The organism is Flavobacterium sp. GW821-FHT12A05, from assembly GCF_058807735.1.
In genome coordinates this window covers 41480-61569 of record NZ_JBXAQY010000003.1, presented here as the reverse complement: position 1 = coordinate 61569, position 20090 = coordinate 41480, and the positions used below count along the sequence as shown (strand labels likewise).

Sequence of the window (20090 nt, the reverse complement as noted above, 5' to 3'; positions counted from 1 at the left end):
TTTAATTGTTTTTACTATTAGAGTTTCCTTGATTAAGATGCTGCTTTAAAAATTTTGCTGTTTCGGAGTTCTCATCCTTCAATAGTTCAGCGACGGTTCCTGTAAAAATGACTTTGCCTCCATATTTTCCTGCTCCCGGACCAATGTCAATGATCCAGTCAGCCTGTGCAATAACATCCAAATTATGCTCAATGACAATCATGGTATTTCCTTTATCTGCCAGCTGGTTTATAAAATCCAAAAGCTTTTGAGTATCACTGGGATGCAGGCCTGTACTGGGTTCATCAAGAATAATCGTTTGGTTTGAATTTTTTAATTCTTTGGTTAATTTAAGACGCTGCCTTTCCCCGCCGGAAAAGCTGTCCAGACGTTGTCCAAGTGAAAGATATCCAAGGCCGAGATTATAGAGCATTTCTAACAATGTCTGATACAAGTTTTCGGCAAAGAAATCTATTGCCTGCTCTACAGTCATATTCATTATCTCTACAATGTTTTTATCATGATAGAGATACTTGAGGACTTCAGGTTTAAAACCGGATCCGCCGCAGATCTCGCATTGCTGTTCAATGTCATCCATGAATGCCATATCAATTTTCTCCAGACCTGTTCCTTTACAGTTTTCGCAGGCCCCTTCGCTGTTTCTGCTGAATAATTTGTCAGAGACGTTGTTTGCTTTGGAGAATCGGGCTCTTAAGTCATCTGAAAGATTGAGATAGGTGAGCAGATTAGAGCGTATTCCTGCTGCAAATAACGATTGGTCAATTATGGTTACGTCAGGATAGAGCTTTGGCAGTACTTTATTTATAAGTGTACTTTTTCCTGATCCTGCAACACCGGTAATAACGGTCAGCACCTGTTTGGGTATTTTTACATCTATATCTTTGAGATTATGCAGGCTTGCATTTTTGATCTCTAAATAGCCGTTTTCTTTTCTTGGCTTGGAATTGATCTGCGGCTTTGCTGCAAAATACAATCCGGTTTTTCCCTGTGATTTTTTAAGGTCTTCAAAGGTCCCTTGATAAACAATATGCCCGCCGTTTCTGCCCGATTCCGGCCCCATGTCGATTATCCAGTCAGCTGTCTTAATAAGGTCAGGGTCATGCTCAACAAGAAGCACTGTATTTCCTTTGTCCCGTATTTGTTTGATAACCTGAGCTATGTTATCCAGATCTTTTGGGTGCAGCCCTATACTTGGCTCGTCAAAAATATAAAGCAGGTCCGTTAAGCTGCTTCCAAGGTTTTTTACCATTTTTATTCTTTGGCTCTCGCCTCCGGAAAGTGTAGATGTCGTTCTGTCGAGGGTAAGATACTGCAGCCCGATGTTAATAATGCTGCCAAGCTTTTTTTTCAATTCTGCTAGTATAACTTCATAAGTACCGGACTGCAGAGAATCAACAAAACCAAGAAGCTCGTCTATTGGCATTGCAGTACAGTCGGCGATGTTTTTTCCCTTAATCTTACAGGATAGGATCGTATTGTTCAGCCTTCTGCCCATGCACGCAGGGCAGGGCTTTGTAATAATTATATTGTGTAAGGCGTCTTTTCGTGTAATATTCTCGCGTGACTCTTTTCGCAGAAACGCTTTTTCAATTCTTGGGACAATTCCTTCATACTTTACGGTCTTGCCCCATTCACTGTCGGGTTTCTTGGGCTTATGTTCCGGTGAATTTAATAATATATCCATTTCTTCATCAGAGTATGCACCAAGCTTTTTGTCATTATCAAAATAACCGGACTGTGTGTATCTTGTCAGGCGCCAGCCTCCCGGCTGAAAAGTCGGGAATTGTACAGCACCCTGGTTCAGAGATTTATCCTTGTCTAATAGGGCTGCAATATCTACTGTCTGTACAAAACCCAGTCCTTCACACGCAGGGCACATTCCCAGAGGGTTATTGAACGAAAATGAATTAGAATATCCTACAAAAGGACTGCCCATTCTCGAAAAGAGAAGCCTTAAGGAAGCATAAACATCAGTGGCTGTTCCTACGGTAGACCTTGCACTTCCGCCCAGCCTTTTCTGATTGATTATAATGGGAACGTTTAAATTTTCAATTTTATCGACGTCCGGTACTCCAATGTGCTGAAGGCGGTTCCTTATAAAGCTTGCCTGGGTTTCATTAAACTGGCGCTGCGCTTCAGCACCAATTGTTTCAAAGACAAGCGAGGATTTTCCCGAACCGGATACACCTGTAAAAACAACGATTTTATTCTTTGGAATAATAACTGAAACATTCTTCAGATTATTTTGTCTTGCATTTAATATGACTATATCCTTCATTTTGCTTAACTTTGTAAATAGTTAACAAAGTTAATTAATTTTAGAATATGAACAACGACGAGCAAAAATTTTATGATATATTTACTGAATTACAGTGTTTTATTCTGGCAAACATGAATAAAGGAAGCGTACATGGAGTAACTGCTACCCACTATAATATTATTGAATATATATACCGCCATGACGGCTGCACCGGTAAAGAGATTGCCAAAGCTTTTAATATAAGTGCCCCGGCTATTTCAAGGCAGATAAAATTTCTTATTTTGAATGATCTCATAACACAAAAGCAGGCATTATCTGACCGGAGAATTTTCAATTTAAGTGCAGCCGAGAAAGGAAAATTCATTGTCGACAATTCTGAGGATTTTAGGCAAAGTACGGCAAAATTAGCATCCGGGACTCTAACTTCTAAAGAGCTGCATGATTTCACATCAATTCTTTCAAAAATTTTGGAAGCAGCAAAAAATTGATTCTTAAATTATACATATAGCTCTGCAGTATTACAGTTCATAAAAGAATTTTCGTTATTAATTTGTTGGAGAGTCCTTTTCGATGTTTAATGCTATTGTTTGCCCCTTCCTTTCTACTGAGGGACTCAATGGCATTTATGAAAGATTTCCAATCTTTTAATTTTTTTTCTTATCAATGCTTAGTAGATTTGATTACGGCACATTCTCTCCAATAAGATGTGCAGCATATTTATGAATATACTGTGTACTGTCAAATCTAAAAATAATTATATATAGCACTCTATTACGAAGTTAGGGGCTTGCAGAAATATTCACTAACAGTGAGGTTACTAATAAATAATACCGAACTGACTCCTAAGAATTAGAGAAACTTAAACTGTTCGAATAATTAGAGGAAGTCCGCCGTCTTTTAAATAGTTTAAAAGATCTCTGGGTGTCGTTTACCTTATTAAACTTTATGCACTGAAGCCTGTAAAAAGTTGAGCTACCCATTCAAAGCCATGTGATTTACATCTGACGTGGCCCAAGCCAGGAAATGGCAGATGAAATGAAAATGTCCGCATCCTGCTTTCGGCAAGCTCCGACATTAATTTGGTTCTTGTAGCAATACCTGCCTCAAAATCATGGTCAGCCTCGAATCCCCATTCAGGATGGTCAAACAAGATGACATGCGTGTGGGCTGAATCCCCAAGATGGAATAATTCTTGTCCGTTAGAGGATATAAGGATGGCTACGTGTCCCGGTGTATGTCCCGGCGCAGGAATGAGTTTTAAGAATCCGAAAAGCTCTGCATTGGTCTGGACAAGATGCAGTCTGTCGTTCAACGCACCTTTCACGTTTTTAATAATTTCCACGGTAAAATCTATAAACCATTTTTTGTCTGTCAGTTTGCTTCTGGACAAATCGACGTTGTCGCTTAGCCAAAAATCGTGTTCGACGGCCGTCAGATAAACTTCAGCATTTGGAAATGCCAGAGCGCCATCCTCTTTCAGTAATCCACCGATATGGTCGGAATGAGCATGTGTTAAAATAACATCGGTGATTTCCTTGGGAAAAATTCCTGCTATTTCTAAATTGTCTAATAACCAGCCTGATCTTTCGCCCATTGTGCACCCAGCTCCAGAATCGATTAGAATGGTTTTGTCGAACGACTTAATTACAAGGACATTCATTGCAATTTTGACATAGTCCGTTGGCAGAAAATATTCCTCTAAAACTTTATTGACTTCATTCTCATCAATACCAGGGGCGATAATAGGTTGTTTGGGATTAAATAGAATATGTCCGTCTGTAACTACTGTAAGCTCCAGGCTGCCAAGCTTAAATCTGTGAAATGCTGCTTTTCGTGTTAATTTATCTGTAATGTTCATTTGTGTACTTTTTTTTTACAAAGTTCCAAAGAACATAACAGGTTGTCAATACAGTTACTTTTTTGTGTGCAGGTTACTTATTAGTGCGTAAGGCAATTAAAGCTTACCATTTTTTATTTCTTTTTCCGCCCATTCCCTTAAATGTCTGATAAAAGGAATCAGTTCCCTGCCTGTGGCAGTCAATGAGTATTCGACTCTTAGCGGAACCTCATTGTAGACTGTTCGGGTTATTAACTGATCTTCTTCAAGCTCACGTAAAGTTTGGGTTAGCATTTTTGCAGAAATGCCCAAAATCCCCTTTTTCAGCTCGGTGTAGCGCAAAACCTGGTACTCATGCAAATTCCAAAGGATTCGTCCTTTGTATTTTCCGCCAACTCTGCTAAATGCATATTCCAGCGCGCATCCTGTATCATATATTTTTCTCGTTGCCATTTCGCAAAAATACCAATAAATAAAATACTGGCAGAATGTCTGTTAGTTATCTCGAAAGAGAAATTAGGCTAGGTGAACTAAAAAGCAGTTAGAAAAAATTAGTAAAGCTTATGCTTTTGTTGAAATTTATGGATTATAAGCCATATGTTGGGAAATAATGGCTTTAATCCTATTGAGGTCTGTATGCTTAATGATTTTTTTTAAAGGACTTCCGCCGTAAAGCTCATATTTTGGAATCTTTTCTCCCGTAAACAGGATTCTTTCGACCTGAATAATATGCTTGGGGACGTTGGCTCCGTACCAGAGCGAGTCCGCTTTCATTTTCCATTTTACATCATAGAGGACGGCGCCGGCAGGATAGGAGCCACCGGCATTCTCGGCTGCATGCTTGAAGGCTGCCTTGTTGCCATATAATGTTGACATGCTGTTTTCCTTTGGATTGATGGAAAAAGTGATCGGGCAGAGGAGTAAGGGATTTTCAGGCAGCTGATCCGCGGTCGTTATAGAGGCTGCAGCATTGATATTTTCCTTGCGGCTGCAGCTGAAAAAGATTGCCAGAGAGGTGATCAATATGTAGTGTAATGGTCTCATGATTATTTGGTTTTATTGTAAATATTGAATTTGCTGGGATCAAGATGCAGTGGCGTTGTGAAAACATAATCGTTATTTTTTACCGGATTATGGCATGCGATACATTCTTGTTCAAAACCTCGATTTTCTCCATATGGTTTCAGCTCTTTTCCTTTCCATCTTGCCCATCCCCAGTCTTTTGTGGCAGCATATTTTTTCGAATCTTTTATCATGTACTCAACCTGGATGAATTCCCCTGGAGATACGCTTCCGTCTGCCGCTGTTTTCTGTTTCCAGGCAGCTTTAGCAAAAATAGTCCCATTGGGCCATGGATTTGTCTTATTTTCTGTGATGGCTTTAACTGCAACGCTGTTTCCATAAATGATCCGCATTGTCCCGTTGTCAAAGCGATCGGTCGTGCTGACCGCTTTCCAGCTCCTAAAATCAGGGATGTATGAAATGCTGTTGGGCGATGGCTTTACTTTTGAATAATCAATTATTTTTTTTACGTCCTGGGCCTGGGTATCGGACCGCGGCTGATTGGAAGGCATTTCTTCTTTAGTTATTTTTCTGGCCGCAATTGAGTTTACATATTTTCTGAGTAGCTCGATGGAAGATTCATCCAATTTGGCAGATTGGTGAAGGGCAGTATAGCTGGCTAAAGGCATTTCTTTGGAGAGTATCTTATTGAAAGCATAAAAAAGAGCTGCATTCTGCTGCGGCTTTTTCAGACTGTCCCAATTGGAAAAGTTGAGGGCTTTTCTGGCGTTGTTAATATGGGAGCTGACTATAAAGTTCGCCGGGGTTATCTTGTCAAACCAGCTGAGCCTTGTGGTGTTTGAGTGACAATCAAAACATGAATTCCTTAAAATTGCGTTTACCTCTGCAGGGACGTTAGCAAGATCTTTTGGTGGAGCGGTGTACTTGATTTCTTCGGGCCTGTAAAACTGCAGGGCGATGAACCCAAGGAGCAGAGTGGCGCCTATTTTAATTCCTTTTTTCATTTTGTTTGTTTTTTTGAACTAATGTATTTTTGCTCAAAAGTAGGGACGAACGGTGGATGGCGCCCGCTTTAATTTGGTAAGAGGGAATTTTCAGGCCCTGAAGCCGAATATTAAATGCTGAATAAATTGACTAATTTAGCCTTTGTTGTAAAACTCCATGACAATTTCAGAAGGACAATAATGCACATGAAAAAAAACTTGCTATATACGCTTTCTCTAGCAGGCATAAGCGTCGCTGTACTATTAATCAGCCTATCGTCGTTCGATTACCTGTATTCTTCGGCCAAAGAAAAACTCTGGAAAAGCAAACTGGAATCAGGTGAACGCGAGGCAAGGGAAATTTCCCGCCTTTTAGAACAGGAGCTCCGCAGCGGCCTGCCGAAAACAAAAATAATCCAAAACCTGCAGGTGAGCATTCAGAATACCGATGTGAAAAGTGATTTTATCTGTATGTATAACAAGGAAGGTATTGAGCTGTGCCATCCCAATCCTGCTTTTGTAGGGCAGAAAATCCTGGAGACGAATTCCCAGATAATGGGATCAAAGGATTCCCAGATTAAAACATTGAAAAAAGTTTTGGAACAGGGCGAAATAAGCAGCGGACTGCGGACCTTTCCTGATAATCAGGGAAGAAGTTCTGAAATTGTCAATGTCCATCCTGTTGATGGGACGGACTGGATGGTAGCATCACATGCAAACTTATCGGTATTGAACGAGGAGCTGGCAGACCTTAAAATGCAGTTCATAGTGAGCCTGATTCTAAGCACGCTGCTGATAAGCGGCAGCAGCTATATCATCATACGTCTTTTATACCGCAGATATGAAACTTCACTGGCAGCAGAGAATAAGATATTAAATGATAAGGTCAATGAGCTGCATATCTTAAATCTACATTTGAATGCAAACCGTGAAAAATTAAAAATCCCTCTGGAAGAAGCTCCGCTCAGCGAGATAATAAAGGACTCCGAAACCGTAAAAAAAAGATTTCTGACCTACCATAAAGATGAGCTTGTGAAGGTCGAAGCAGCGGATATTGCCTATTTTTATCTCGATAATGGAATAACCTACCTCTATACTTTCGGCAACAGGCAGCTTACCAGCAGCAGTAGTCTGGACGAAATTATAAAAGGGCTCGACCAGACTTCTTTTTACAGGGCAAACAGGCAGTTCATTGTTAATATTCGCGCCATTAATTCCATACTTCTTTACGGCAAAAACCAGCTCAAACTTATTATTGACCCTCCAACCAACATGGATGTCATAGTCAGCAAGAACAAATCTTCCGAATTCAAACAGTGGCTTGACCATTAAGGTGCTATCGGCATGCTATTGATCAGACTGCGCGTTAAATTATCTTAATCACTGCCTGGACGCTAAAAAGGCTGGGAATGAAAAGGAACACAAGCATTCTATAGGGAAGATAATGGCAGGTGAGAACAAAAAAAACTTACTTTTGTGTCAATTAGCGAGAATAGAAAACTTTGAAATAATAACTAATCATAGTGTTTAGCTGCATTATTTTAGTACCGTCATTTGTTATGTTTTTTTTCGATGAGTTATACTTATCATTTTTAAAAGTGCCATCAATTAGAGCAAAAGTGCCATTACTGCGCCTGTGTGAACAATACATTTGCAGAATATAAAAATAGCCTCTGACTGATAGGAAACAGACAGGCATACCTGGCCTTATTCGTTCTTGGCATATTTTATAAATCACACCGGACTCCTCACTGCCGCTATCAGAAGCAGAGATTAGAAAGGGACTTGCTTTATGCAGCAGTGGTAAAAATATCAATAACTTAAAAAAGAAAGACATCGTATGAAAAATGGATGCAACCGCAATGAAATGAATTTCAAAAAAAAAAGTTTTAAAATGCTGGCAGCAGGCGCCGCCTCTTTACTACTTTTAGTTAGCTGCTCAAAAGACGACAATAACGATAAGACCTGCTACGAGTGTGAGCGGCTTCTTGAAAAGTTGGATCATCAGGTAATAATTGAATCTTCAAGCTCCACGACCGCGCAGTGCGACAAGAGCGAAAAAGAGATCAAGGCTTTTGAAGAGGAAAACAACTACGATAGGACTTCGAACGGAATACAGGAGAAATCCACAATGAAATGCAAACTGAAGTAATACTGAATGCTAGTGCATAAATTTGGCGTAAGTCCGGGATACATCAAAACACTTTAGGCTTTGTAGACCATCGTGCATTCAAGCCAGCCCGGTTTTTATAACTTTTTAGGTAGAAGATTGGCATCCAAATATTGCAAATTTTGTTATACAAGCAGCGCTGCCATTACTATGTTTTACAGTACATTGATTTAGTATATTGCCGGCAGTTGCAAAACAGTTATAGGGATTAATATGGAAGAACACATACCGAAATATAATATCGACTTTAGAAAGCAGGGCCAGGACCAATTTTTCATACACCTGCATGAAAAGTCAAAACAAGGCCGGCCGGCCATTACCGTGCCGCACAGCCATAATTATTACTGCATCAGTTTTTTATATGAAGGAGAGATGGTGCATTTTGCCGATCTTGGAAACACGGTGATAAGTGCACCCGCTTTGCTGCTGCTGGATATTGATCAGGTACACATCCATGCGGATCTCAATGAGGACTGCAGGCTTATGACGATTTCATTCTCATCAGAATTTATCTACAGGCAGAGCAGGGAGCTTACCAAATATATCGAAGCAGTTTTTTCCCGGCCCTATATCTTACTAAGTGAAGAAGAGATGCTGGAACTTGACAAGTATAACCGGCTGATCAGCCATGAAAACAGCAGGGGTAATCACAGGAATGTTGAAATTATCAAATGCCTGCTCAATATCGTGCTGATTCAGTGCGCTGCGCTGTCCCAGAAGGACGAAAAGCCTGATTTTGATAAGAGTGATTTGTTTTCACGTTTCAAGACCTCAGTAAACAAATATTTTAGGGATAAGCATCAGGTAAAATTTTATGCGGACCAGCTCAATATTACAACATCGGTACTGACCGAGATTGTAAAGAAGACCAACAATAAAACACCCAAACAGCTGATCGACGAGCGTCTGTTTACCGAGGCCAGAAGACTTCTGTACTGGTCCAATATTACCGTTAGGGAAGTGGCTTGGGATCTGGGCTTCAAAACAGACGGTTATTTTATAAAGTTTTTTAAAAAATTTGAGGGAATTACGCCCAAGGATTTTCAAAAAAACAGCAGGATAGTTTAGACTAAAGTTACAATATAGCGGCCGATGAGGCCGCTTTTTTTTTACTCTTTTCTCCTGCCAAAAGTGCCATCAAACAGGGGAAAAGTGTGGCTTCTGCCATAAAAAGCCATTGTAGCTTTGCAAAATGTTTAGAAAGCTTGTTTCCATATTGTTACTTATTGCGCTGATTGGCTCGAACCTTTCACGTTATTTAGTTGTAGTAAGTTTCAGGATTAATAGGCAGTATATCGTTACCAACCTGTGTGAAAATAGGGCAAAACCGCTCCTGCACTGCAACGGCAAATGTTTTTTAGCTAAAAAACTCAAGCAGGCAGATGAAAATGAAAAGAAGCAGTCTGAAAAAAACGAACTCAAAAATATAGAAGTTTGTTTTTTTCAATCCTCTCATACTGCACTCTCAAACCTTTTGTTAACAGAACTGACAGACTCCAAACCAAAAATATTCCACAGCTGCGGAAACCTGAGTTATTTTGTGGGAACAATCTTCAGACCACCGCGGTCTGTGGTTTGATACTCATTAACGGCCAGAATCATTTTTTGGCGCCTTTCCCTATCTTCGATAGTATTGCAATGAATATATCGGGAGGTGCCAGGAGTCGTGGCGCGAGTACTTTACATCAGCTGTCAGGCTTGAATACCTATAACCAACATCTGGCACTACTTCCTGACGGCGTCTACAATTACTTTCTCAATAATGGAGACCATCGTCCCTTATTACCATAATCCTCATTGCAGCATATATTGACGCAATGATCTAACAATATTTTAAAATGAAAACAGCAATAAAAATATTTATCGCATTATTTATGTGTATGACAATAAATTCAAAAGCACAAACTGGTGCCGCTAAAGATCCTGAAAAAATAGACAGTTACAAACCAAGATTTGGGCGTACACAGCCCATTGTAGCAGTGGTGGCACTAAACGAGGGAACTGAACTTACGGACTTTATAATTCCTTACGGTGTGCTGGGCAGATCGGGCACGTCAAAAGTTGTGTCGGTTTCAGTAAAAGCAGGTGCCGTAAATATGGCCCCGTTGAGTTTCAGCCTTCAAAATACCATAACCGAATTTGACAAGCAGTATCCGCAGGGAGCGGACTATATCATTGTCCCGGCCGTACACAACGATAAAGATCAGGATCTTGTGAACTGGGTCAAATCCCAGGGTGAAAAAGGAGGCACGGTGGTAAGTGTTTGTCTTGGTGCTATGGTGGTGGCCAATACAGGTCTTATGAACGGTCACAGGGCTACTTCTTATTTCCCTAACCTTGAACAAAGAAAAAAATTGTATCCCGAAGTAAATTGGGAAAAAAATATACGATATATTTCTGACGGAAAGATAGTATCGAGCGCTGGGATCAGTGCTTCCATACCGTTATCGATTGCACTTGTTGAAGCAATTGGCGGGCATCAGAAAGCACTGGCTGTGGCAAAAGACCTAGGTGTAAAGGAATGGACGTCAAAGCACAACAGCGATATCTTTATGGATGGTGAAGGACCCCGTTTTTCAAGGTCAGGAAACGGCACTAAAGAGTCTACGGGAATGCCTGTAAAGACTGGAGATGACGAAATAGCTATTGGCCTTGCTGCTGATGCCTTTTCAATGACAGGAAAAACCACGATTCAGATACTTGCGGAATCGAAGGAACCGGTAACACTGGCAAACGGCCTAAAAATTATCCCCAATGGTCTTATTGGTGCCGAGGGACTTACCAGGGTACTGCCTCAGGTAAGCGGATTCCAGTCCATTCAGGTAATAGACAGGACACTGGATGATATTGCAAAGCGCTATGGAAAGGAATTTGCCTATTCAGTGGCTCGCGCAATGGAGTACCCGGAATTCACGAAATATAAAACGGCAAAATAATCAGCGGTCCCGTGAAGCGCGCCGGCAGCTGTGATAATTACAGCTGGGGTGCAGTAGCCGATCCAAGGTATTTAAAGCCCTGCCACAGCCTCTGCAGCGGGAAGCAAATCTGCTGCCTTGCAAGTACTTGGCATACGCGCGCTTTCGGGATTATTCAACACACAGACATGAACAGAATAATATCTATATTACTGTTACTACTTTTTTATTCAGCATCAGCCCAGGATATCAAAGGACGCCTGGTTTCCGAGGATAATGAGCTTCTCAGCGGCATTAATGTTTTTCTCGAAAACACCGGCTATCGCACGGTAACGGACGATTATGGTGAGTTTACACTAAAGAACATTCCCAAGGGCAATTACACCCTTATCGCTTCAGCCATCAGCTATTCCGCTAAAAAGCAGGTTGTAGTGCTTTCAGAAGATAAGGACTTGTATCTGGATCTGAGGCTCAGCAGCCGCACGACCCAGCTCGATGAGGTACTGATAGGGGCTAAAAGAAAAAGCAATAAGGACAGGGCCAGCCTTTATTCCTCCAAGCTGCCACTTGCGGATATTGAAAATCCCCAGGTAAGCAATGTTGTTTCCAGCCAGGTTTTGACAGAGCAGGGTGTTTCGAGCCTGAATTCGGCAGTAAGAAATCTTAACGGCGTGAGCAGGGGATGGGCATGGACCAACAGCTTTTATACCATGAGGGGATTTGCCAAGCCTACCTACATGCGAAATGGGACGGCCTCCTATGCAACTTCCGACCCTGATATCACGAATCTAGAGCAGCTTCAGGCGATAAAAGGTCCATCTGGAACACTTTTCGGCAGTCCCCTGATTTCATTCGGCGGACTGTTGAACAGAATTACTAAGAAGCCGTTTGAGGATTTCCATGCAGAACTCGGTTACCAGGCCGGGACTTACGATCTGAGCAGGTTTACACTTGATTTTAATACACCCGTGGACAAGGAGAACAATATTCTGCTGCGTATCAACGCATCGCACAACTATTCTGGAAGTTTTCAGGATTCGGGCTTTTTAAGGAGTACTTTTTTCGCACCCAGCCTTGTTTATCGTATCAATGACCGCCTTACTTTTAACATGGATATCGAGGTTTTGGATAAGGAAAGCACCCCTGAGTTTGAACTTACACCCGCAGGAAAGTGGCTGGACGGCAATCGGAAAAACCATGCCTCCGCAATTCCTATCGACTATAAAAAATCCTTCAGCAATAACACCCAGACCCTTCATAATCCTTCAAGGAGCTTTTTCGGACAGATCCGCTACAAAATCTCCGACAGCTGGACCTCGGAGACCAACCTGACAAGAACCCTGACGGAAAATAACGGTGACTATCCGCATGTGCGTCTTCTGGAAGGGGACAGTCTTTTGATGCGAAACACCATCCAATATCCCAAAAGCGTCTACACCGTGGCCCAGGTCCAGCAGAATTTCGTCGGCAATTTCAAACTTGCGAAATTCCGCAACAGGGTGCTTATAGGACTGGATTATTACAGCAACTCGTCCAATACTTCGTCGAACTCCCTTGGAGAGGGCGGCAGGCCGTCGATCGATACGCTGAATATCCTGCATCCGATGCCCAATTACAGCAATTTCAACTCGGTTATTATAAATGAAAGGCTTAGCGCCTATGTGCCCACCTACAGCCTGTCTTCGGTTAAGACCTATGCTGCATATGCATCGAACGTCATAAATTTCACAGACAGGCTCTCGGCTATGCTGAGTCTGCGTATAGACCGTTTTGTAAACGAAGGGACAACAAGGCTGTCGACTGGTTCGAAAAGCGGTGACTACAAGCAGACGGCCTTTGCGCCAAAGTTCGGTTTGGTTTACCAAGTCGTCAAGGACCATATTTCCCTGTTCGGTAATTATATGAACGGTTTTCAGAATGTGGCGCCTTTCACCCAGCCCGACGGCACCGTTTCGGTGTTCAAGGCCCAGAATGCAGGCCAGCTTGAAGTGGGGTTCAAAATGGACTTGAGCAGGGACATATTAAGTGCTACGGTCAGCTATTATGATATCAAGGTCAAGGACGTGATCAGGTCCAGCGGGACGACCCAGGGAACCAACTACCGCGTGCAGGACGGTACTCAGTATAGCCGCGGATTCGAAGCAGACCTGTCTTCGGTACCTCTGCCGGGACTGCTGCTGAACGCGGGCTACGCCTATAATTACAGCACCCTTACGGCAGCAGCGGCAGCATTTCAGGGACTGCGTCCAGAAGACGCGGGGCCTTCCAATACGCTTACCTTCTACAGCAGGTATAACCTTGTAGAAGGAAGTCTCAAGGGGCTGGGCATTTCATTCGGCGGGAACTACAGCGGTAGAAATGTAATTATCAATAACAGGAACCAGGGCCAATTTTACCTTGAGGCCTATACCATACTGAATGCCGGCGTGTTTTACGACTCAAAGCGCTACAGGTTTGGTGCCAATGTCGACAACCTGGGCAACAGCAAATATTACACAGGGTCTTTTTGGACCTATTCGCCGGGCATGCTTAGAAAACTTGTGCTCAGCTGGACGCTAAAGGTTTAATACAAAAACTTATGATACTGAAAAGATTAACACATATACTTCTATTGCTGCTGGCAGTTTCCCTTACAGGCTGCGAGTTCCAGAGCAGGAAACTTCCTTTTTACGGTGAGCGCGAGGCATACCAGCGAAAAGTCGACGGGAGGATAGTCACCGATACGCTCTATCACAGTATTCCCGAGTTCAGGCTGCTGAATCAGGACAGTACGATGCTGGCCAGTAAATTCTTTGACGGCAAGGTTTACATCGCCGATTTTTTCTTTACCAGCTGTCCCACGACCTGCCCCCTGATGCACCGCAATCTTGTCAAGATATACAAGCATTTCAAGAATGAGAGGGAGGTGTTGTTTCTTTCGCATTCTGTGGATTTTAAGCATGACAGTCCATCGGTCTTAAAAGCCTACTCCGCAAAGCTTGGAGTAGAAGATAATCGCTGGCAGTTTGTGACCGGACCAAGGGAGGTGATCTATCCGCTGGCGGAAAAATCCTATATATCCTCGGCGCAGGTTGAGCCGGGTGTGCCTGGAGGGTACGCCCACTCAGGGTACTTTATCCTTGTGGACAGGCATCGAAGGGTACGCGGCGCCTATGATGGAACCGACCAAAAGAGCGCTTTGCAGCTTATCGAGGACGTCCAGCTGCTACTGCATGAAAAATAATTTTATATAAAAAAACTAAACAATGACCAAAATCTTAAAAATACTTACGATCATACTCCTGGCTGCGGCCAGCCAAAACGTGCTTCAGGCGCAGGGCGTCAAAAATCTCGTACTCGATGTTTCCAATACGGCAGGAAATAAGCCTTTGGAATTAAACGGTGCCTATTATACCAATAAACTCGGTGAAAAGTTCAATGTTACCACCTGCAACTACTTCATCAGCAATATCAGGTTTAAGGCCAAAAATGGTGAAGAATATATCGTGCCGCAGGACAGCAGCTACTTTCTTTTAAAAGAAGCGGACCCTTCCACGAGGAAAATCAGCCTTAAAGTGCCGAAGGGAAAATTTACCTCGGTGACCTTCACCATCGGTGTGGACAGCCTCAGAAGCACCACTGACCTGAAGCACCGTAAGGATGCGCTGGACATCTCGGGAGGCATGACAGACGGAATGTACTGGACGTGGAACAGCGGCTATATCTTTTTCAAACTTGAGGGCACCTGCGAGCAGGCTGCTGTTGATATGACGGGACAGCGAAAATTCAGGTACCATGTTGGCGGATTTGGCGGCTACAACAAACCGTCGCTCAATAACATAAAGACAGTAACACTTGATCTTTCACAAAACGGTGTAATCGATACACAAAGCAACACGCTCGTTACCGTAAATATAAAGGCGGACATACTAAAGGTATTTGATGGAATACAACAGATTAGTATTGCGCACGATTCAAGCGTTATGTTCGGAAACCTAAGCAGGACCGTCGCGGACAATTACCAGGCGATGTTCAGCCACGGTTCCACCATAAATAAAAAATAATGAAAAAGAAGCATTTGTTACTGCTTCTGGTATTCCTTGCAGCGGTCACAGCATTTACAACTATTGAATTTTCGGGTTTTGTAAAACCTGAAAATTTCCCCGAGCCTGTTTACGATCTCAAGGGCAAACCCGTTACCAAAGAGGGCTTTGAGCTTGGCAGGAAATTGTTTTATGAAAGTGCGCTCTCACGCGACAATACGATTTCATGCGGAAACTGCCACGTGCAGTCCTCAGGCTTCACCCAGCACGGGCACGATCTGAGCCACGGTATAGAGGACAGGCTGGGCAGCCGTAACTCACCGCCGATCATGAATCTAGCATGGAGCAGGTCTTTCAGCTGGGATGGTGGTGTGTTCCATCTGGAACTTTTCCCGATTTCACCGATAACAAACCAGGTGGAAATGGATGAGACTATGGATAACGTGCTTTCCAAATTAAGGTCGAGAAAAGAATATAAGGAACTTTTTGAAAAGGTATATGGAACTCAGGAAATCACGGGCAATAAGGTCTTTGATGCCCTTTCGCAGTTCATGCTGATGTGCATTAGCAGTGATTCCAAATATGACAGCATAATGCGTAGGCAGGGGCCAAAGTTTACCGATTTGGAGCAGAGGGGTTATGACCTTTTTAAAAACAACTGCAGCAGCTGCCACAGGGAGCCGCTCTTTACCGACGGCGGGTTCCATAATAACGGACTTGACAATAAGTACAATACTGACAAAGGGCGGGAAACCATTACACTGGATGAACAGGACCGCTTCAAGTTCAAGACACCCTCCCTAAGAAATAATGCCTATACCGCACCATATATGCATGACGGAAGGTTTACAACCCTTGACCAGGTGCTCGACCACTATACAGGCGGAGTCATTGAAAGCCATACACTGGATCCTCTGCTGAGAAAAAAGGGCGTGATGGGTATACCGCTGACTGTGGAGGAGAAAAAATCCCTGAAAGCATTTTTAAAAACATTAAACGACAAGAAATTTATAACAAGAAATGATTTATCTGAAAATTATGAAAACCATAAATAAAATATGTAAAGTATTGACAGTGCTGCCCGCGGCACTTATCTTAATCTCCTGCAGCCAGAAAAAAGAGGAAGCGGGCACCGATTACAAGCATGATGAAGAGTACGTGCTGAAAATCAACGACGGTACCATACCTGTGGACAACTATATCGGCAGTGTGCAGCGAAACAGCCACCTGAAAAGTGATTCTTTAGAATTGAGCATAAATTACGGATCTCCGGGAGTCCGCGGCAGGGTAATCTGGGGTAAACTCGTTCCTTATGATTCGGTGTGGGTCAGCGGAGCCAATACGGCGACTTCCTTCGAATTTTCTAAGGATGTGGAAATAGACGGTAAGGTGCTGCCTGTGGGCAGGGCCGCATTCTTTACCATTCCCGGCAAAAAGCAGTGGACCCTTATATTTAATAAAGATGTCCAGCAGCACCTTGCCGATCAATATGTTCAGGATAATGACCTGCTGCGTTTTACAGTTACCCCTGATTCACTGGCCAAACCGGTCCGCCGGCTTACTTATGATATTAAGCAGCTTGACAGAACAACTTTCGAGATTGCCATGCTTTGGGAACAAATGAAGGTTTCTTTTAAGGCAAAAGTAGTGGATGGCAAAAAAAATAAAAACAGCCGTGGTTAGCTCTGACTGCCATTACTGGGAAAATTTTGTCCTATCGGTATTCCTGCATTGAAAAGTCTGGAACAAAACCGTATTAATAATGGATTAGGAATTTTTATGCCATTGTGCGAACTATTTAGATACTTCTAAAAATAAATCAATTCCTGTGAAGTTGGGAGACTAACAGGTTTTGAGCGGGTGCCAGTCTAGGCTGCACCCGCTATATTTTTTTATGTAAGGATTGAGAATTTTATGGTTAATCAGAAAAAAAATATATCTATAGACAAATTGAAATATTTAATCGACTTGAAACAGGTATTTTTACTTAATTAATTTTGCTGAAAATAACTGTATATTGCTTCTGTACTTACAATTTAAAGACAGATACAATTTCATTCTTGATTAAGAAATATAATGGAGCAATTATTCTATTTTAAACTTTTATTTTGATTTTATATTGAATATGAATTTTACGAAGGGAGAGCAAATAGCCATAAATCGAATTGAGCATGTTCGAAATAATAAATTATTGTATTTAAATCTTAGTGGTTTAGATTTAAATAGAATACCTGTAGACATTAGTGATCTCTCATACATATTGGACATTGATTTGAGTCATAATAAGTTTTGGACTTTTCCAAAAGAAATAGGTGTATTGGAGAACCTTCAGTATCTAAATTTCAGTCACAATAGTTTAATTGATGTTTATTTTGAATATGGACTGCAATACAGTATGCGGGAGCTGGACATTTCAGACAATTTATTAAATTTTATACCGGAGGAACTGGACTATTTGAATAATGGAGTAAACATTTTGTTCAAAAATAATCCTTTTCTTGACAAGCTGCCTCCTGAACTTATCGACAATGACAATTTATCCTATATAGGGTTTTACCAGGACTCACTTCGTACAGCTGAAAATAAAACCAGACTGTTTGAGACAAAGATTCTACTGGTAGGACGAGGTGATGTGGGAAAGACAACCATTCTTAATAAACTTGTAGACAAAGATTTTGTTGTTGAAATTGGTAAGGAAGCTTCCACGCACGGAATAAACATAAAGAGTTATATTGAGAATGTGTTTTATCCGGCTTGTTATCCTCACTATAATAAGATAATAGACGGTGAAAACTTACATGTCATGTCAGAAATTGATAAGGAAACGGAAGATATGGATGAAGATTTGAAAGACAGCGATCTGGAGATTTATGAATTTATTCATGTGGCAGATTATTATGATGGAGTGGACATACCTTTAGACCTAATAATTGGAAATGAACCCTGGTTAGAATATGATTCGAGAATTCATTTTGAAAAAGAAATCAAAGTCAATGTCTGGGATTTTGGCGGGCAGGAGATGTTATATTCTACACATCAATTTTTTTTGACAAAGAGATCTATATACATTTTTGTCTGGGACCCCCGGACTGATAATGATGAGGAAAGCTTTGAATATTGGCTGAATATTATTAATCGTCTGGGCAGCGACAGCCCTGTTATTGTTCTTATGAATAAATCGGACATTAGAATAAAAGTGATTGATGAAGCCCAGCTGAAAAGTAAATTTAAAAATATTGTAGCATTTCATAACCTTTCATGTTCAGATAACAGCGGTTTTGAATATCTGCTGAACCGGATCAATCTGGTGATATCGGAACAGAAACATATTGGAACCGAACTGCCGAAGACATGGAACTCTATAAGGGAAAACTTAAAAAAATCTAATAAGGATTATTTAACGCTTTCAGAGTTCAAGCAGTTTTTAAAGACTTCCGACCCTGAAGAAATACATTATATCGCTGGTTTTTTGTGTGATTTGGGAGACATAATTTATTTTGGGCAGGATTATGGTCTGAAGGATATTATTGTACTTAATCCCAATTGGCTTACTTCTGCGATATATGAACTGATCCATTCTCTGGAAATTCAGAAATCAAAAGGTGCTTTTAATCTCGGTGATTTGTCAAGTTTTTTAGATTTGGCGTATTACCCTGAAGAGAAACATTTTCAAATAGTCACATTGATGGAAAAGTTTGAAATCTGCTTTCAAATTCTTGGTTCTCACAATGACTACATTATCCCTGTACTACTCTCACCAACTCCGCCTGATTCGATAAAAATTTCAGAGTTTGATGTGCCGGAAGCTTTGAAGTTTACCATAAAGTACACCTTTATGCCCTCAGGTATAATTGAGCGGATCATCTGCCGTTTAAATTTTTATTTGGAAGGTGAAAATTACTGGAAATGCGGCGCTGTGTTTATCACTGAAGTAAGCAGGGGTATTATTCAGCTCGACAGGTTTAAAAAGACAATAACTATTTCTGTTGTTGGAGGTTTGCAAGCGGATTTATTTTCGATAATTAAACATGCTTTGGATATGGTACACACAGATTTAAAGCTAAGCGATATAGATTTTGAGGAACTTTACAGTTGTAATTGCAGTGAGTGTACAGTTTCTGAAACGCCCACAACTTTTGCAAGGAAAGTTTTGCTGAAATTTATAGAGAAGGGTAAGGAATTTATACAATGTCAAAAAAGTATTGAAGACATCAAGATAAACAATATTTTAGCCGGTTTTAGGTCTGTTAAAAATGAAAATTCCCTGGTAAGAAAATTTATCGATGCCGCATCAAAATTGCAAAGCAGGAAGATGATGCTGTCAGGTTTCAATGAAAATAAGGTAAATATTTACTATCAGGATCTTTTGTATCCTCTACTTAAATTAAAAAATATATCTGCAAAAGAGCAGTCGCTGATGGGAGCATCTGCGTCATTGAAGGGCTTTGGACAAATTGACATTGCTGTTGAGGATGCCGACGGAATTCCAAAAAGTATATTTGAGGGCTTTTTCCTTTCAGGACTGCACACCGACGTAATCAAAAAACACTTTGATAAAACGATTCAAAATTATGATGCGAATGGACTCAATGAGAAATACATGGGTATTTATTGCAAATCAGCAAGTTTTGTCAATTTATTTGAAAGCTATACGGAATATATTAAATCTTTTACCGGTCATGCCGAAAGGGATATTGAAATATTAGACACATCAAATATTTCACAATTTTATGTTCAAGGCAGTGAAATTAAGCTGCTCAGGACAGACTATAAGAGAAGCGGACAGAAGCTCTATTTATACCACATTTTAATTAATATTTTTATTTCAGAGTAAAATCGCTGGTGTTTTTTTAGAATAATAAATAGATTCAAAGAGTAAC

General features: G+C 41.3%; 16 protein-coding genes. 11 read left to right on the top strand and 5 right to left on the bottom strand.

Annotated elements, in window-relative coordinates:
• Position 1 precedes the first annotated feature (1 nt).
• The gene (locus tag AC1RRQ_RS07230; protein ID WP_493022337.1) at positions 2-2278 is read right to left on the bottom strand and encodes an ATP-binding cassette domain-containing protein; all 2277 of its coding nucleotides are present in this window, start codon (positions 2276-2278) and stop codon (positions 2-4) included.
• 47 nt (positions 2279-2325) lie between these two features.
• Here AC1RRQ_RS07230 and AC1RRQ_RS07225 point away from each other — a divergent pair, with 47 nt between their 5' ends.
• Positions 2326-2748: a MarR family winged helix-turn-helix transcriptional regulator gene (locus AC1RRQ_RS07225; RefSeq protein WP_493022336.1), complete on the top strand. Its 423-nt coding sequence runs from the start codon at positions 2326-2328 to the stop codon at positions 2746-2748.
• 455 nt (positions 2749-3203) lie between these two features.
• Here the strand turns inward: AC1RRQ_RS07225 and AC1RRQ_RS07220 are convergent, their stop codons facing one another.
• The 4 genes from AC1RRQ_RS07220 to AC1RRQ_RS07205 all read right to left on the bottom strand — a co-directional run bounded on the left by AC1RRQ_RS07220 (position 3204) and on the right by AC1RRQ_RS07205 (position 6124).
• Positions 3204-4118: an MBL fold metallo-hydrolase gene (locus tag AC1RRQ_RS07220; protein WP_493022335.1), complete on the bottom strand. Its 915-nt coding sequence runs from the start codon at positions 4116-4118 to the stop codon at positions 3204-3206.
• Positions 4119-4214: 96 nt separating this feature from the next.
• On the bottom strand, positions 4215-4550 hold the full coding sequence (locus AC1RRQ_RS07215) for a winged helix-turn-helix transcriptional regulator (protein WP_493022334.1): 336 nt from the start codon (positions 4548-4550) through the stop codon (positions 4215-4217).
• Positions 4551-4676: 126 nt separating this feature from the next.
• Entirely contained in the window at positions 4677-5141 is a 465-nt protein-coding gene (locus AC1RRQ_RS07210; RefSeq protein ID WP_493022333.1) for a hypothetical protein, read from the bottom strand.
• A gap of 2 nt (positions 5142-5143) precedes the next feature.
• Positions 5144-6124: a heme-binding domain-containing protein gene (locus AC1RRQ_RS07205; protein WP_493022332.1), complete on the bottom strand. Its 981-nt coding sequence runs from the start codon at positions 6122-6124 to the stop codon at positions 5144-5146.
• 186 nt (positions 6125-6310) lie between these two features.
• Here AC1RRQ_RS07205 and AC1RRQ_RS07200 point away from each other — a divergent pair, with 186 nt between their 5' ends.
• From AC1RRQ_RS07200 to AC1RRQ_RS07155, 10 genes are all read left to right on the top strand, one after another.
• On the top strand, positions 6311-7435 hold the full coding sequence (locus tag AC1RRQ_RS07200; protein WP_493022331.1) for a LytR/AlgR family response regulator transcription factor: 1125 nt from the start codon (positions 6311-6313) through the stop codon (positions 7433-7435).
• 508 nt (positions 7436-7943) lie between these two features.
• Entirely contained in the window at positions 7944-8255 is a 312-nt protein-coding gene (locus tag AC1RRQ_RS07195; RefSeq protein WP_493022330.1) for a hypothetical protein, read from the top strand.
• 231 nt (positions 8256-8486) lie between these two features.
• A complete protein-coding gene (locus AC1RRQ_RS07190) occupies positions 8487-9341 on the top strand; it encodes an AraC family transcriptional regulator (RefSeq protein ID WP_493022329.1) in 855 nt (284 codons plus the stop codon).
• Positions 9342-10111: 770 nt separating this feature from the next.
• On the top strand, positions 10112-11209 hold the full coding sequence (locus AC1RRQ_RS07185; protein WP_493022328.1) for a DJ-1/PfpI family protein: 1098 nt from the start codon (positions 10112-10114) through the stop codon (positions 11207-11209).
• A gap of 167 nt (positions 11210-11376) precedes the next feature.
• Positions 11377-13755, top strand: a complete 2379-nt coding sequence (locus AC1RRQ_RS07180; protein WP_493022327.1) for a TonB-dependent receptor domain-containing protein — start codon at positions 11377-11379, stop codon at positions 13753-13755.
• An 11-nt stretch (positions 13756-13766) separates the two neighbouring features.
• Positions 13767-14411 carry an SCO family protein gene (locus tag AC1RRQ_RS07175; RefSeq protein ID WP_493022326.1) on the top strand — a complete coding sequence of 215 codons (645 nt, stop codon included), beginning with the start codon at positions 13767-13769 and terminating at the stop codon, positions 14409-14411.
• 22 nt (positions 14412-14433) lie between these two features.
• On the top strand, positions 14434-15231 hold the full coding sequence (locus tag AC1RRQ_RS07170; protein WP_493022325.1) for an MbnP family protein: 798 nt from the start codon (positions 14434-14436) through the stop codon (positions 15229-15231).
• Positions 15231-16265 carry a cytochrome-c peroxidase gene (locus tag AC1RRQ_RS07165; RefSeq protein ID WP_493022324.1) on the top strand — a complete coding sequence of 345 codons (1035 nt, stop codon included), beginning with the start codon at positions 15231-15233 and terminating at the stop codon, positions 16263-16265. The genes AC1RRQ_RS07170 and AC1RRQ_RS07165 overlap by 1 nt, the downstream gene beginning before the upstream one ends.
• Entirely contained in the window at positions 16249-16893 is a 645-nt protein-coding gene (locus AC1RRQ_RS07160; RefSeq protein ID WP_493022323.1) for a DUF2911 domain-containing protein, read from the top strand. Before AC1RRQ_RS07165 ends, AC1RRQ_RS07160 begins: the two co-directional genes overlap by 17 nt.
• A 442-nt stretch (positions 16894-17335) precedes the next feature.
• Positions 17336-20044, top strand: a complete 2709-nt coding sequence (locus tag AC1RRQ_RS07155; RefSeq protein WP_493022322.1) for a COR domain-containing protein — start codon at positions 17336-17338, stop codon at positions 20042-20044.
• Positions 20045-20090: the final 46 nt, after the last annotated feature.